This window comes from Qipengyuania flava (genome assembly GCF_019448255.1).
Classification (GTDB): Bacteria; Pseudomonadota; Alphaproteobacteria; order Sphingomonadales; family Sphingomonadaceae; genus Qipengyuania; species Qipengyuania flava_A.
The window spans coordinates 2,138,897-2,153,917 of record NZ_CP080410.1; the positions used below are offsets into that span (position 1 = coordinate 2,138,897).

The 15,021-nt window shown below is 65.7% G+C and carries 16 protein-coding genes; 11 read left to right on the forward strand and 5 right to left on the reverse strand.

The annotated features are described in order from the left end of the window. Position 1: 1 nt before the first annotated feature. Positions 2 to 589, reverse strand: a complete 588-nt coding sequence (gene plsY, locus KUV82_RS10580; protein ID WP_219956296.1) for a glycerol-3-phosphate 1-O-acyltransferase PlsY — start codon at positions 587 to 589, stop codon at positions 2 to 4. Positions 590 to 721: 132 nt separating this feature from the next. Here plsY and murI point away from each other — a divergent pair, with 132 nt between their 5' ends. The 9 genes from murI (at position 722) to KUV82_RS10625 (ending at position 9,429) form a co-directional block, all read left to right on the forward strand. Further along, positions 722 to 1,516 carry a glutamate racemase gene (gene murI, locus KUV82_RS10585; protein ID WP_219954239.1) on the forward strand — a complete coding sequence of 265 codons (795 nt, stop codon included), beginning with the start codon at positions 722 to 724 and terminating at the stop codon, positions 1,514 to 1,516. 7 nt (positions 1,517 to 1,523) lie between these two features. After that, positions 1,524 to 2,000: a hypothetical protein gene (locus tag KUV82_RS10590; RefSeq protein ID WP_219954240.1), complete on the forward strand. Its 477-nt coding sequence runs from the start codon at positions 1,524 to 1,526 to the stop codon at positions 1,998 to 2,000. 103 nt (positions 2,001 to 2,103) lie between these two features. After that, positions 2,104 to 3,324 carry a 5-aminolevulinate synthase gene (gene hemA / locus KUV82_RS10595; RefSeq protein ID WP_219954241.1) on the forward strand — a complete coding sequence of 407 codons (1,221 nt, stop codon included), beginning with the start codon at positions 2,104 to 2,106 and terminating at the stop codon, positions 3,322 to 3,324. A gap of 2 nt (positions 3,325 to 3,326) precedes the next feature. Next, positions 3,327 to 3,692: a DUF6463 family protein gene (locus KUV82_RS10600; RefSeq protein ID WP_219954242.1), complete on the forward strand. Its 366-nt coding sequence runs from the start codon at positions 3,327 to 3,329 to the stop codon at positions 3,690 to 3,692. A gap of 71 nt (positions 3,693 to 3,763) precedes the next feature. Next, positions 3,764 to 5,386, forward strand: a complete 1,623-nt coding sequence (locus KUV82_RS10605) for a class I adenylate-forming enzyme family protein (protein ID WP_219954243.1) — start codon at positions 3,764 to 3,766, stop codon at positions 5,384 to 5,386. 14 nt (positions 5,387 to 5,400) lie between these two features. Beyond that, the gene (locus tag KUV82_RS10610; protein ID WP_219954244.1) at positions 5,401 to 6,258 is read left to right on the forward strand and encodes a TauD/TfdA dioxygenase family protein; all 858 of its coding nucleotides are present in this window, start codon (positions 5,401 to 5,403) and stop codon (positions 6,256 to 6,258) included. 38 nt (positions 6,259 to 6,296) lie between these two features. Next, on the forward strand, positions 6,297 to 7,481 hold the full coding sequence (locus KUV82_RS10615; protein WP_219954245.1) for a cell wall hydrolase: 1,185 nt from the start codon (positions 6,297 to 6,299) through the stop codon (positions 7,479 to 7,481). 63 nt (positions 7,482 to 7,544) lie between these two features. Next, entirely contained in the window at positions 7,545 to 8,240 is a 696-nt protein-coding gene (locus tag KUV82_RS10620; RefSeq protein ID WP_219954246.1) for a nitroreductase, read from the forward strand. A gap of 289 nt (positions 8,241 to 8,529) precedes the next feature. Beyond that, on the forward strand, positions 8,530 to 9,429 hold the full coding sequence (locus KUV82_RS10625; protein WP_219954247.1) for an OmpA family protein: 900 nt from the start codon (positions 8,530 to 8,532) through the stop codon (positions 9,427 to 9,429). 66 nt (positions 9,430 to 9,495) lie between these two features. Here KUV82_RS10625 and KUV82_RS10630 read toward each other — a convergent pair whose 3' ends face one another. Continuing rightward, entirely contained in the window at positions 9,496 to 10,227 is a 732-nt protein-coding gene (locus tag KUV82_RS10630; RefSeq protein WP_219954248.1) for a winged helix-turn-helix domain-containing protein, read from the reverse strand. Between the two features lie 118 nt (positions 10,228 to 10,345). Between KUV82_RS10630 and KUV82_RS10635 the strand changes: the two genes are divergently transcribed. Together KUV82_RS10635 and KUV82_RS10640 are read left to right on the forward strand one after the other, a co-directional pair. Continuing rightward, a complete protein-coding gene (locus KUV82_RS10635; RefSeq protein WP_219954249.1) occupies positions 10,346 to 11,458 on the forward strand; it encodes a serine hydrolase domain-containing protein in 1,113 nt (370 codons plus the stop codon). Positions 11,459 to 11,537: 79 nt separating this feature from the next. Further along, a complete protein-coding gene (locus KUV82_RS10640) occupies positions 11,538 to 12,311 on the forward strand; it encodes a hypothetical protein (RefSeq protein WP_219954250.1) in 774 nt (257 codons plus the stop codon). Here the strand turns inward: KUV82_RS10640 and KUV82_RS10645 are convergent. The 3 genes from KUV82_RS10645 to KUV82_RS10655 form a co-directional block, all read right to left on the reverse strand. Beyond that, the gene (locus KUV82_RS10645) at positions 12,308 to 12,922 is read right to left on the reverse strand and encodes a 2-hydroxychromene-2-carboxylate isomerase (RefSeq protein WP_219954251.1); all 615 of its coding nucleotides are present in this window, start codon (positions 12,920 to 12,922) and stop codon (positions 12,308 to 12,310) included. The two genes, KUV82_RS10640 and KUV82_RS10645, sit on opposite strands and share 4 nt — an antisense overlap. Beyond that, positions 12,919 to 13,617 carry a glutathione S-transferase N-terminal domain-containing protein gene (locus tag KUV82_RS10650; RefSeq protein WP_219954252.1) on the reverse strand — a complete coding sequence of 233 codons (699 nt, stop codon included), beginning with the start codon at positions 13,615 to 13,617 and terminating at the stop codon, positions 12,919 to 12,921. The genes KUV82_RS10645 and KUV82_RS10650 overlap by 4 nt, the downstream gene beginning before the upstream one ends. Positions 13,618 to 13,738: 121 nt before the next feature. Then, the gene (locus KUV82_RS10655) at positions 13,739 to 14,941 is read right to left on the reverse strand and encodes a type III PLP-dependent enzyme (RefSeq protein ID WP_219954253.1); all 1,203 of its coding nucleotides are present in this window, start codon (positions 14,939 to 14,941) and stop codon (positions 13,739 to 13,741) included. Positions 14,942 to 15,021: the final 80 nt, after the last annotated feature.

Here is a 15,021-nt window from a genome sequence, read left to right on the forward strand (position 1 = left end):
CTCAGCTCTCCTTCGAGCCGCCGACCTTCGGTTCGGTTCCGGCCATCAGCCGCGTGATGTTTTCGCGGTGCAGCCAGATCACCAGCACGGCGATGATGGTCATGACCTTCCACCAGGTCGGTTCGCCCAGCGCATAGGCGGCAATGGCCGCGCCCACGACCGCGCTCATCCCCGCAAGCGAGGAAATGCGGGTGATGGCCAGCATCGCGATCCAGACCGCCGCGTAGGCAAGCCCGATGGGCCAGGCGAGGCCGAAGGCGACGCCCGCGTTGGTGGCGACGCCCTTGCCGCCCTTGAAGCCGAGCCAGACGGGGAAGCAGTGCCCGATGACGGCGAACAGCGCGGTCCAGCCGGCATCCTGCCAGAACAGCTCCTTGGCGATCAGCACGGGCACGAGGCCCTTGGCGAGGTCGAGCAGCAGGGTGGCGGCGGCCAGCCCCTTGCTGCCGGTGCGCAGCACGTTGGTCGCGCCGATGTTGCCGCTGCCGATGGAACGGATGTCGCCCTTGCCCCCGATCCTGGCAATCAGCAGGCCAAAGGGCACCGAGCCGAAAGCGTAGCCGAGCAATGCGGCGTAGAGCACGGTAATGGTCAGTTCGGTCGGCACGGCGTTCCCCTCGCGTTGGGCCAGCAACCTTGTCGCAGGCTCGCTTTTGCGTTTTAGCGGCCTAGTAGATGGACCGGCCTGCGGGCAAGGTCGAGTCGCACCGAAAGGACCGCCGTGAACTCTTCTTCCCCCATCCTGCTGTTCGATTCCGGTGTCGGCGGACTGACAGTGCTGGGCGAAGTGCGCGCCGCGCTGCCGCAAGCGCCGGTGATCTACGCCGCCGACATGGCGGGCCTGCCCTATGGCACGAAGAGCGAGGCGGAGGTCGCCGCGCGCGTCGCCGGCCTCTTGGGCCGCATGGCCGAACGTTACCAGCCGCGGCTGATCTGCATCGCCTGCAACACGGCGAGCACGATTGCGCTCGGCATGGTGCGCGAGGTGCTGGAAACCCCGATTGTGGGCACCGTCCCGGCGATCAAGCCCGCTGCAGCGCTAACCGAGACCGGCGTGTTCGGCCTGCTCGGCACCGAGGCGACGATGCGCCAGAAATACGTCGACGACCTCGAACACGCCTTTGCCGTGGGCAAGCGCCTGCTGCGCCACGGCGCGAACGACCTCGTCCCGCTCGCCGAAGCCAAGCTGCGCGGCGAGCGTGTGAGCATTGATGCCGTGGCCGAGGCGGCGAAGGGCCTGGTTCTGCAGGAACACGGGCGCGAAATGGATACCATCGTCCTTGCCTGCACCCACTTCCCGCTGCTCGAGGACGAACTGCGCGAAGCCTATGGCGCGGACATGCGCTTCGTCCACGGAGCCGAGGGCATCGCCCGGCGCATCGCCTCGCTGACCGAAGGGCAGGACTTCGAGCGAAGTGGCCCCGACCGCGCCATCACCACCGGCGAGCTAGAGGATTTCGAGCGGCTCGCACCGGCCTTCGCCCGCTACGGCCTCGACCGGCTGGAAAAGTTCTAGCCCCGCCATGGCGACCGATCGCTCCGCCCTTGCGCAGCAAAGCCTCGAGCGGCTGGCCGAGGTCGGCGGCGACATCACCCAGCCGGTTCTGGAGGCCTATTATCGCGAGCATCCCGGCGCGCGCGAATCCTTCGTCCACCACGGCCTTGGCGAAACCGCCAAGCTGGAGGGGCGCATGGTGGCCGAGTGCCTTTACCTGCTGCTGACCTGGGTCGAGGACCCGGCGGCGGCGCGGATCGATCACGGCAGCGCGATCGTCCACCACAACGACACCATGCATATCCCGCCGCACTGGTACCTGGGCATGGTCGACGCCGCGCTCGAAGTGCTGCTCGCAACGCTCCCCGCCGATGCAGAGGCCGAACGCGAGCTGTGGCTCGACGTGCGCGGAGAGTTCGCCGAGTTCGTTCAATCCCTTCGCGCCGAGTTCGTCCACAGCGACGGGGGCGCTCCCCTGCCCGCCTTCCCTGTTGCAAAAATGTGAGAATGGCTCGCAAAGATCGCAGTGGCGAATTGCAACCGTTTCGATTAGGGCGGGCCGGATTGGACGGCCGCGAAAGGCGGCGCAGAGACGGGCGGCACCGCCAGTGAACTACGACCAGATTTTCGACGAAGCCATTGCACGGCTGCACGAGGAAGGCCGTTACCGGGTCTTCATCGACATCCTGCGCAACAAGGGCGCCTTTCCCAACGCGCGCTGTTTTGCCGGGCACAACGGGCCCAAGCCCGTCACCGTGTGGTGTTCGAACGATTATCTCGCCATGGGCCAGCACCCCAAGGTGATTTCCGCCATGGAAGAGGCGCTGCACGATGTCGGCGCCGGCTCGGGCGGCACCCGCAACATCGGCGGCAACACGCATTACCACGTCCAGCTCGAAGAAGAGCTGGCCGACCTCCACGGCAAGGAAGGCGCGCTGCTGTTCACCAGCGGCTATGTCTCGAACGACGCGACGCTCTCCACCGTCGCCAAGCTGCTGCCGGGCTGCGTCATCTTTTCCGACGAGCTCAACCACGCCAGCATGATCGCCGGTATCCGCAATTCGGGCTGCGAGAAGCGCGTCTTCCGCCACAACGACCTCGACCACCTCGAAGAGCTGCTGGCCGCCGAAGACAAAGCGACGCCCAAGCTGATCGCCTTCGAGAGCGTCTATTCGATGGACGGCGACGTCGCCCCGATCCACGCGATCTGCGACCTTGCGGAAAAGTACAACGCGCTCACCTATATCGACGAAGTCCACGCGGTCGGCATGTACGGCGAGCACGGCGGCGGCATTTCGGAGCGCGACGAAGCCGCGCACCGGATCGACATCATCGAAGGCACGCTAGGCAAGGCATTCGGCGTGATGGGCGGTTATGTCGCGGCCGATCGCAAGATCATCGACTGCATTCGCAGCTATGCGCCGGGCTTCATCTTCACGACTTCGCTCAGCCCTGCCCTCGTGGCCGGCGTGCTGGCATCGGTGCGCCACCTCAAGGAATCCTCGGTTGAGCGCGAAGGCCAGCAGGCTGCCGCCGAACTGCTCAAGCAGAAGATGCGCGATGCGGGCCTGCCGGTGATGAACAGCGTCACCCACATCGTCCCGCTGATGGTCGGCGATCCGGTGCGCGCGAAGAAGATCAGCGACATCCTGCTCGCCGAATACGGTGTTTACGTGCAGCCGATCAATTTCCCGACCGTGCCGCGCGGCACCGAGCGCCTGCGCTTCACGCCCGGCCCGGCGCACAGCGCGGAGATGATGGACGACCTCGTCGCCGCACTGGTCGAGATCTGGGACCGCATGGACTTGCAGCTCGCCAAGGCCGCGTAAGCATGTCTTTTGTCCATCGCCGTTGGAAAGGACGATGGATTGTCGGTGTTTCGATCCTGCACGTCATTGTCGGCCTCGGTTTCGCGATCGAAACGCTGGCGGGTATGGCAGGGCGCGGCTGGTTCGGCAGTCTTGAAGGCGTTCGCGACGCCTTCACTGTCTGGTTTCTCGCAATGTCTCCTGCGCTGTTTGCGATAGGCATCCTGACCGACCGGATCGAGGCGGACGGCGCGCCTGTGCCTCTTGCCGCCTCGCTGGCGCTGCTCGCGATGCTGGTCTTTATTCTCTCTCTCCAACCGGCCAATGGCGGGTGGCTGATCCTGCCTGCCGCATTGGCGATGCTGCTTTCGCGGAAAGCGACCGCGTGACGGCGGGATAGAAATTCCGCGCAAAGCGGGACATACAGACGTGCATTGGGTCGCCTTGGGAGAGAAGGCCAATGTACACCGTCGAGCTGACAGAGAGCTATTTTCCGGCCCAGACCGACATGGACGTGCGCGAAAGCACGGTCGGATCGATCCTGCGCGAAGCGGCGCAGACATGGCCGGACAATACGGCCCTGGTGGAGTCTGACGAAGCGGGCGAGACCGGCCGCAGCTGGACCTACACCGAATTGCTGGCCGATGCGGACGCGCTCGCCGATGCGCTGCTCACGCGGTTTCGCCCCGGCGAACGGATTGTCGTGTGGGCGCACAACATCCCCGAATGGATCCTGTGCGAATACGCCTTCGGGATCGCGGGCCTCGTGCTCGTCACTGCCAACCCCGGTTACCAGCCGCGCGAGCTCGCTTATGTGATCGGCCAATCGAACGCGGTCGGACTGTTCGTGGTCGAAAGCTTTCGCGGCAATCCGGTGGCGCGCATCGCCCGCGAAGTGGCTGCCGATATCCCGAGCGTGCGCGAGGTCACCGACCTGCAGAACCACGACCAGCTCTTCGCCCGCGGCGACATCGTGCAGGACCGGCCCGATGTCTCTCCATCCGATATCGCGCAGATCCAGTACACCTCGGGCAGCACCGGCTTTCCCAAGGGCGTGCTGCTGCACCACCGCGGCCTGACCAACAATTCGCGCCACTACACCCGTTTCCAGGGCATGCCCGAAACCCCGACCAGCCTGCTGATCGCGCCGCTGTTCCACACGGCGGGCTGCGCGATGATGGTGCTGGGACAGGGCCAGGCGGGCGGCACGATCATCGCTCCGCCGCTGTTCGATCCGGCGCTCGCGAACCTGCTGATCGAAAAGCACGACATTGCCGTTGCCGGCGGCGTACCGACCATGATGATGATGATGATCGAGGCCGCCTCCGCAGAGCCGCGCGATTTCTCGTCCGTCACCCATATCACCGCGGGCGGTTCGATGGTCGCGCCTGAACTGATCAAGCGGATCGAGGAAACCTTCGGCTGCAGCTTTGCGACCGTCTACGGCCTCACCGAAACCTGCCCGCTGATCACCTCCGTCCGGCCCGAGGACAGCCTGGAGGACAAGGCCTACACCGTCGGCCAGCCGGTGCCGCAATGCGCGGTGTCGATCCGCAGCATCGACGACAACGCGGTCGTGCCCGTCGGCACGGTCGGCGAGATCTGCGCACGCGGCTACAATGTGATGGAAGGCTATAACGACAACCCCGAAGCCACCGCCGCCACGATCGATGCCGATGGCTGGCTGCACACGGGCGACCTCGGCACGATGGACGCGCGCGGCTATGTGAAGATCACCGGCCGGGTGAAGGAGATGATCATTCGCGGCGGGGAGAACCTCTTCCCGGTCGAGATCGAGAACGTCCTCCTCGAACACTCCGATGTCGCGCAGGTCGCGGTGGTCGGCCTGCCGGACGAGAAATGGGGCGAAATCGTCGCCGCCTTCGTGCGCGTGGCCGATGGCGCCGAATTCGATCCCGCAGCGCTCAAGGCGCATTGCCGCAGCATCCTTGCCGCGCAGAAGACGCCCAGCGTGTGGGTCGCGGTCAAGGACTACCCGATGACCGGTTCGGGCAAGGTGCAAAAATTCCAGTTGCGCGACGCCTATCTCGCGGGCGACTATGGCGAGGAGGGAGCAGCTTAGGGGAGGAGAGAGGCATGGCCACGGTTCTCGACAAGGACACGCTGGATACGGGCGCGCTCGACGTCCGGCCGATGACGCCGGCGATCGGCGCGGAAATTTACGGCATCGACCTGGGGGCGAACGATATCGCCAGCCGTATCCCGGAAATCCGGGCTGCCCTGCTCAAGCACGGGGTGATCTTCTTCCGCGACCAGGACATCACCAGCGAACAGCACATCGCCTTTGCCCGGCACTTCGGCGAGCTGGAAATCCATCCGGCCACGCCCAAGGACCAGCCCAATCCCGAAGTCCTGCGCATCGCGCACGGCCCCAAGAGCCGCGGGCAGGAGAACAACTGGCATTCGGATGTGACCTGGCGGGAAGAACCCTCGCTCGGCTCGATCCTGTTGGCGCGTGAAGTGCCCGAATGCGGGGGCGACACGCTGTTTGCCAACATGCACCTCGCCTACGAACGCCTGTCGGACCAGATGAAGCGGTTCTGCGAAGGGCTGACGGCGGTCCACGATATCGCCCGCGTCTTCGCCAAGCGGCTCGGCAAATCGCCTGAAGAGCTGCACGAGCAATACCCGCCGATGCGCCATCCGGTGATCCGCACCCACCCCGAAACGGGCGAACGGGCGATCTATGTGAACACCGGCTTCACCAGCCATATCGAGGGCCTGTCGAAAGACGAGAGCGCCTGGCTGCTTGACCATCTCTACAAGACCGCCTGGGACGTGGAGATCCAGTGCCGCTTCCGCTGGCAGGCGGGCTCCATCGCCTTCTGGGACAACCGCGTGTGCCAGCACCTTGCCGTGTCGGACTATTTCCCGGCGCGCCGGGTGATGGAACGGGTCACGATTGCCGGCGACAAGCCCTATTTCACGCCCTGAGGCTTTAAGCCGGCCCGATCCTCGCTAGATAGCGCTGGATGGACGAGACTTCGCATCCCGCACCCGCTGCGCCGGACCGCACGCCGCTGGCGGCCTTTGCGGCGCTCGTCCTGCTGCCGATTCTCCTGCTAGCGGCGCTCGGCGGGTTCGGCACTCCGCACGTGGAGGAGTCGCGAGAGGACGCCCCTGCCCCGCTGCCCGAAGTGCCCGACCTCCCCGCAGCCGCAGACGACACCGTGGTGCTATCCGAACTCGCTGCGGGCGACGCGCAGGCGCGCAACGCCGCAGTCGGTTTTGCGAGCGTCGGACCCGGCACTGCGCGGCCCTTCGCTTTTCGCGGGTCCTCCGACGACCGCGCCCGCGCGCGCGACTGCCTGGCGCTTGCCGGCATGGCCGAGGCAGGCGGCGGCGAGGCGGACCAGCGCGCGGTGATGCAGGTGATCCTCAACCGCGTGCGCCACCCCGCCTTTGCCGACACCGTGTGCGGCGTGGTCTTCGAAGGATCGCAGCGCCCGACCGGCTGCCAGTTCAGCTTCACCTGCGACGGGTCGCTCGCCCGGCGCTATTCCGACGCCGCCTGGCGCACGGCGCGCGCCCGGGCCGATGCGATGCTGGACGGCGCCACCGAGGCAAGCGTCGGCAATGCAACCCACTTCCACGCCGACTATGTCTATCCCTGGTGGAGCGACGAGCTCGACAAGGTGGCCAAGGTCGGCCCGCACATCTTCTTCCGCTGGCGCGGCTTCTGGGGCAGCCGCAATGCCTTGTCGGCGCGCTATGGCGGGGGTGAGCCCGATCCGCTGCGCCTGCGCCAAAGCGCGCTTGCCACGGCGGCCACTTCGCCCCTGCCCACGCTGCTTCAGAGCGGAGAGAGCGTGCGCAGCATCACCACGCCGAAGCCTTCCGCGCCGCCCGCGGGGACCGCCCCGGTGCGCAGCTCACCCGGTGCTGGCGTCCATTTCGTGCTGGTCTCGCCCGGCGATTCCCCCGCAGCGCTCGTCGAACAGGCGCGCAGCCTGTGCGCAGGCGGGGGCTATTGCCGGGTACAGGGCTGGAGCGCGCAGGGCGATATTCCATCATCCCTGCCCCTTAGCTCCGAAGCCCGCCGCACGCTGCGTTTCAGCTTCGCGACCGAAGGCACCGGAGCGCCCGAAGCGGTATTTCTCGACTGCCGGGTCTTTCCCGCCCCCTCGGTCGGCACCTGTTTGCCCCCAAGGCCGTAGCGGACTTTGCCCCCGCGCCAAGGCGCGCTACTCCTCGCGCAAACAGTTTGCAGGAGAGTGGGAATGAGCGGCAATCCGGATATGACCTATGACGAGGTGGTGATGGGCCGCCGTTCGATCCGGGGCTATCTCGACAAGCCGGTTCCGCAAAAGCTGATCGAGGAAATCCTCGAGATGGCGATGCGCTCGCCGTCCTCGATGAACACGCAGCCCTATCACTTCCACGTGATCACCGGCGAACCGCTCGACCGCATCCGCAAGGGCAACACCGAGCGCATCCTTGCCGGCGAGCCCGACAGCCGCGAGTTTCGCAAGGGCGGCCCCTTCCAGGGCGTCCACCGCGACCGGCAGGTCGGCTGCGCGATCCAGCTGTTCGAAGCGATGGGCATCGAACGCGACGACAAGGAAAAGCGGCAGGACTGGGTGCTGCGCGGCTTTCGCCAGTTCGACGCGCCGGTCTGCGTGATCATCACCTACGACAAGGAACTCTCCGACGCCGACGATACGGTGTTCGACTGCGGCGCGGTCACCACCGCGCTGGTCAACGCGGCGTGGAGCCGGGGCCTTGGCTGCGTGATCAATTCGCAAGGCATCATGCAATCGCCCGTCGTGCGCGAGCACGCCAGCATCCCCGATGACCAGGTGATCATGAAGGCTGTCGCAATGGGCTGGCCGGACGACAGCTTCCCAGCCAATCCGGTCAAGATCACTCGCCGCGAAGTGAGCGAAGCGGCGCGTTTCGTGGGATTCGGCGACTAGGCCGAGGCGCTTTTCGGGGCGCCTCTAAGGGCCCTCGCGGGCACGATTCAACGCGGCTGAGGCCCGAACCATCCCCCACCCGGGCGGGTGTTCGCATGCGTTCATCTGGCAGCAAGGCGCGCCCGCAAAGGCGTGGGCCCAGTCGCACACGGCATGGGGGTACCTCTTCCCATGGCGTTAAGAACACTTCTAAAGGGGGCTCTGACAGCTGGATACCATCGTTGGGGGATGGTGGGTCGCAACCCTGCAGGACTGCGCAGGGATCCGGCGAATGCATGGAGCAAATACAATGAAGAAACTGACCAAGAACTCGCCCGCGCTGGTCGCGCTGGGGCTGCTGGCCGCGCCCGTGGCCGGAGCCGCCGTCGCCCAGGCGCAGGAACTTCCGGCCGGTGGCTATGAAGCCCAGGCCAACGACATCACCGTCACCGGCACCATGCCGACCGACCTGTCCGAGCTTCCCGAAGGCCCGGAACTCGACGGCATCATCGCCGCGCGCAAGGGCAACAAGATCCAGGTCGTGCTGCCCGGCGGCGTGCGCCAGGTCGTGGCCATCAGCCCGGCGACCGAAATCCGCAGCAAGGGCGGCTTCCTCGGCATGAGCCGCGCCAGCCTGGGGCAGGATGACCTGCTCAACGGCCTGCCGGTCGAAGTGAAGACCGTGCAGTGGGCCGACCGCGGCCTGATCGCCACGCGCATCGCGCTCAAGTCGAAGGACCTCAAGACCGCGCAGATGATCCACCAGGGCACCGATGCCCGCTTCACCGCCAACGAGGCGGCCACCGAAGCGCTGCGCGGCCGCGTCGCCAATATCGACGAGTACAATGTGAAGGGCGTGGCGAACGTCTATTTCGACACCGCCCGTTACAACCTGTCCTCCGAAGCGCGCTACGAGCTGTGCCGCGTGGCCGACCAGGCCCGCAACACCGACAACGCGCTGCTGCTGGTCGTCGGCTACACCGACAGTGTGGGCGACTACGAATACAACCAGGAGCTGAGCGAGAAGCGCGCGGCCCGCGTGGTCAACTTCCTGCAGCAGGAATGCAGCTGGAAGCCCTACCGCATGATGGTGCCCACCGGCATGGCCGAAGCGGACCCTGCGGCCGATAACTCGACCGAGGAAGGCAAGGCGCAGAATCGCCGCGTGGCGGTCAACATCCTCGTCAGCAAGAGCGTCGACGGGATGTAAGGCTTCGCCTCGAAGTCACTCCTATCGAAGGGGGATCGGGGAGACCCGGTCCCCCTTTTTCGTGGCCTAGCTGCCCGACGCGGGCGGCGCCTCGGCCACCACGCCCTCGCAATCGGCATCCTTCGCAGGGTCGTCGAGATAGGCCCGCAGGGCCGGGTCGATCGCGCTCGTGAACTGCGAGGGGTCGCGCCTCAGTGAGCACACCGCGCCCAGCGCCGCCGGATTGGCCGTGACCATGCTCCAAGGCGCAAGGCCCACCACCAGCACCGACCGGCCGCGCACCTGCGCCGTCGCAATGGTGCCGAGCGAGGCATCGGCGTTGTCGAGACGCAGCGCGCCGTTTTCCGGGTCGAGCATGATCGGCGGCGGCCGGACCGCCTGCCAGGCGATTGCCAGGAGCAGTACGAGCGCGGCCATGGCAGCAGCGCTCCATCCCGCCACCTTTCGCCAAGGCCTCTTGCGCGGCGCGGCATCGCCAACCGTGACCTCGTCCCGCGGCGCCACGAAGGCGTATCCCTTGCCGCGCACCGTGCGAATGTAGCGCGGATCGGTGGCATCATCGCCCAGCGCCCGGCGCACCATGGCGACACGCTGGGCAATGGTCTGGTCGGACACGAAGGGCTGCTGCCAGACGCTTTGCGCCAGCTGCTCGTTTGACACCGGTTCGGGCGCGTTGCGCGCCAGGCACAACAGCAGCTCGAAGCCGAGATCGGTCATGTCGACCGTTTCGCTGCGCCGGTGCACGCGGCGCGTTTGCGGATCGATCACGAGGTGCTGGAAGACAAGCGGTTCGGACATGGCGCTGCGCTGATGTGGCCGGGGGCGCGCAGCGTCAACGATCTTCAAGAAACTTCAAGTGATCAAACCGGGCGAAGAGGCCAGTCCCGGACCGCATCAGTCACATGGAGTTTCGACAATGTCCGGTCCCTTCGGAAAACCTCTCGCGTCCGCCCTCGCCCTCCTGCTCGCCTCGTCCCCGGCCCTGGCCGAGGGGCCGGCAAAGCCGCTGACCGCTACCGAGAAGGAGGCCGCCGTGCGCGAGAAGGCGCCCGTCTGGCTCGCCGAATTCGACGTGCCGAGCGTCGGCATTGCATACATCGAAGACGGCGAGATCGCCTGGGTGCGCCATTTCGGGTTCCAGCAATGGGGGTATCCGGCGAACGAGGAAACGCTCTACAACGTCGCCTCGCTGACCAAGCCCGTCACCGCTGAGATCGTCATGCGGTATGTGGAGGCGGGCACGATCTCGCTCGACATGAAACTGGCCGACCACCACGTTGAAGAGGACGTCGCAAACGACCCGCGCATCCACATGCTGACCCCGCGACTGGTCATGAACCACCGCACGGGTTTCACCAACTGGCGCTACCAGACGGATGACGTCCTCCAGTTCTCGCGCGATCCGGATACGGAGACCGAATATTCGGGCGAAGGCTACGAATGGATGATGAAGGCGGTCGAGAAAGCCACGGGCGAGGACTGGGTCGCGGCCTCCCGCGCGCTGGTGTTCGATCCCATCGGCATGAAGTTCACCAGCTACACCCGCACCAAGTATTTCGCCCACCGCACTGCCCTGCCTTACAAGGCGGGCGAGCCGGTGTTCGACCGCATCCATTCCGAACCGATCGCCTCCGATGACATGCGCACCACCGCGCGCGAATACGCGCGGTTCCTGCTCGATGTGTGGGAAGGCGATGCCGTGTCGCCCGGCCTTCGCCAGCAGCAGCGCACGATCAAGCACTATCTGACCTACAAACCGGCCTGCAAGGGCGAGGAGAAGGCCGCGTTCTGCCCGGTCAACGAAGGCTGGGGCCTCGGCTGGTTCATCTACCAATGGGACGATCGCACCGTCATCGAGCACAGTGGCGGCGATGTCGGCGAAGTGACCATCGCCTTCTACGATCCCGATGCGAAGCGCGGCGCGGTGATCCTCACCAACGGCGCCAATGGCAGCAAGGTCATCGACCGGCTGATCGGCGTGCTCGACGGCGAAGGCCATTTCGCGGACTACGTGATGTCGCCCTATTGAGCGCTTGCCAAAAATCGCCGCGCCTGCGGGAAATTCGGGCACGAACGCGCGTTGGTGCGCCAACAGGAGGAATTTCCCGATGAGCGAGAAGCTGGTCCGTCTGGCGGACGATTTCTATTCGGTGCGCGGCGATTTTCGCATTGGCGGCGTGCTGAACCTTGGCACGCAGGCCGCGCTGGTGCGGCTGGCCGATGGGGACTTCGTCTTCCTCGACAGCTACACGCTGCCGAGCAAGGTGCGCTCCAGCATCGCGGGAATGACCGAGAACGGGCGCAAGGTGAAGGCGATCCTCAACCTGCACCCGTTCCACACGCTGCACTGCGAATGGATGCACAAGGCCTATCCCGAAGCCGCGCTTTACGGCACGGCGCGCCATATCGAGAAATTCCCCGACCTGCCCTGGCAGGAAACGAAGTGCGAAGACGCGGCGCTGGCCGAGGCCTTCGGACGCGATTTCGACTTCTCGGTGCCCGCCGGCGTCCCGCTCATTTGCGACGATGAAAGCGTGCACTTCTCCTCTGTGCTCGCCTTTCACCGCGCGAGCCGGACGATCCATGTCGACGACACCTTCGTCTATCTCGAAAAGGGCTTTCCGCTCTCGCTGCTCCCCATGACCGGAAGGCTCGGCTTTCACCCGACGCTGGAGAAGGCGTTGGAGAAGCGCGCCGGGGCGGCGGACGAATTTCGCGAATGGGCCATCGATCTCGGCACACAGTGGTCGGACGCGCGCCGCATCGCTGCTGCGCACAACGCAGTGCTCGAACTGGAGGACGGCGAATTTCCCGATCTCGTGGGCGCGGCGCTCGGCCGGGTCAAACCCGTGCTCGACGCACACCGCGAGACCTACGGCTAGGCGAGCTGTTCGACCTTCTGGCGCACCAGCGGGAGCTGGTCGTTGCCGAAATACATGGCATCCTCGCCCACGAAGATCGTCGGCGAACCGAAAGCGCCGCGCGCGATGGCCTCTTCAGTGTTGGCGCGCAGGGCATCCTTGACCGGCTGGCTTGCCGCCTGTTCGCCCAGCGCCTTGCCATCGAAGCCCGCCTCGTCCGCCACCGCGACCAGCACCGCCGGATCGTCGAGATTGCGCGCGTCGGTGAAATAAGCCTCGAAGGCGGCGTGAGCGAAGCGTTCGAGCGCCTCCTGGTCGTCCTCCAGCGCGCAGCAAAAGCGCATGGCGTAGACCGATTTCAGCGGATGGAATTCGGACGGGAAGTTCATCCCCACGCCGGCGAGGTCGGCCCACTGCTTGAGCCAGCCGAAGCTGCGCGCAAGCTTCGCCGCATTTTCCGGCTTGCGGCTCTCGTAAACCGACGGGTTAACCGCGTTGAACACCCCGCCGACGAGGAACGGCCGCCAGGTAATCGCGTAATCGAGCCCATCCAGCGTCGGCCGGATGTTGGCAAAGGCGAGCCGCGTCCACGGGCTCGACAGGTCGAAGAAAAAGTCGATCTTTACGGTCATTGCACCCTCGCCCTGGCGGTCCCGAACAGGTTCTTGCGCTCTTCCTCGCTCATCTCCCCGCGCCGCGCCATGTCTGCGCCCAGCGCCACCCCGCGCCGCAGCCCCTCGCGCTGCTTGAGCGCATCGTACCAGCGTTTGACGTGGGGGAAGTCCTCGAGCGGGATGCCCTGCGCTTTCCATGTGCGCACCCAGGGGAAACAGGCCATGTCGGCCACGGTGTAGTCCGCCCCGGCGATGTATTCTTCCTGCCCCAGCTGGCGTTCCATCACGCCGTAGACGCGCAGCGCCTCGCGGTGGAAGCGCTCGATGGCGTAGGGCAGTTTTTCTTCAGCATAGAGATGGAAATGGCCGTGCTGGCCGAGCGTGGGGCCGAGGTGCCCAACCTGCCAGAACAGCCACTGCCGCACGCGCGAAATTCCGCGCAGGTCGGTAGGCAGGAACTGACCCGATTTCTCCGCCAGATAGAGCAGCACCGCGCCGGATTCGAAGACCGTCACAGGCTCGCCGCCATCATCGGGCGCGTGATCGGTGATCGCCGGGACCCGCCCGTTGGGGTTGATCGCGAGGTAGTCTTCGGTGTGCTGGTCGCCCGCAGCAAGGTTCACCCAGCGCGGCTCGTATTCGAGCCCGCACTCCTCCAGCATGATCGCGACCTTCCAGCCATTGGGCGCAGGCGCGGTGAAAAATTCGATCATGCGGCTCTCTCCCTTGTCTCTCTCGCGCGCAGCATTTCGCGCAGGCGCTTGGGATGCAAGAAAAAAGCCCCGGCAAGCGCGTGGCTGGCCGGGGCTTTTCGAAACGATCAGGGCAAGCGGGTCAGCGCAGGCTCACCACATTGTCCGCAGCCGGGCGCAGGCGGCTGCCGTCGTAGAGGCTCGCCATCGGCTCGTCCGTCACGATCACGCGCTCGGCGGCGCCGAAGCCGTTGAAGTCGGTCTTCATCGCCGCGCCATAAGCGCCGAGCATGCCGATCTCGAAATAGTCGCCGGCCTGAATGTCTTCGGGCAGCGGGAACGGGCCCTGCATATAGTCCGCATCGTCGCAGGTCGGGCCGTAGAAGGCGAAGTCCATCTCCGGCTTGATGAGGTCGTCTTCCAGCGCACGGACGGGGAATTTCCAGTCCACGTGGGCTGCATCGAACAGCGCGCCATAAGCGCCGTCGTTGATGTAGAGTTCTTCGCCGCGGCGCTTCTCGACCTTGACGATCAGCGAGCTGTATTCGGCGCACAGCGCACGGCCCGGCTCGCACCAGAGCTCGGCGTTGTAGGCGACCGGCAGGTTGTAGAAGTTCTGGTGGATGATCTGGAAATAGTCCTCCAGCGGCGGAGGCTCCATGCCCGGATAGACGGACGGGAAACCGCCGCCGACATCGACCATGTCGATGACCACCGATGCTTCGCCAATGGCAACGCGCACGCGCTCCAGCGCCTGGACATAGGCAAACGGCGTCATCGCCTGGCTGCCCACGTGGAAGCACACGCCGAGCCAGTCGGCATGCTGGCGCGTGAGCTGCAGCAGCTCGGGCGCTTCGGTCAGGTCGCAGCCGAACTTCGAGGCGAGGCTGAGCTCGGAATATTCGCTCGAGACGCGCAGGCGAATGCACAGGCGCAGGTCCTTTGCCGGTTCGCCATCCTCGCCGCGGCAGGCCTCGACGATCTTTTCCAGTTCCTCGACGCTGTCGAGGCTGAAGGTCTTCACGCCGTGCTGGTGATAGGCTTCGGCAATCGCGCGCGGCCCCTTCACCGGGTGCATGAAGCATAGCACGGCATCGGGCAGCGTGGCGCGCACCAGGCGCACTTCGGCGATCGAGGCCACGTCGTAATGCGTGACGCCGTTGTCCCACAGGATCTGCAGGAGATCGGGCGAGGGGTTCGCCTTCACCGCATAGAGCGACTTGCCCGGAAACTTCTCGACGAAGAAACGGGCAGCGCGCGCGGCGGCGTGCGGGCGATTGAGGATGATCGGTTCGTCCGGCGAAAGGGCGCGGACTACAGCCTTGGCGTCGGGAAATGTGCGCAACTCAAGGGACCCCCTAAACGGTCCGTGTGGACCATGAAACGACAAGCTGCCTTGCGGTTAGGAAGTCCCCTTGGGGCAGC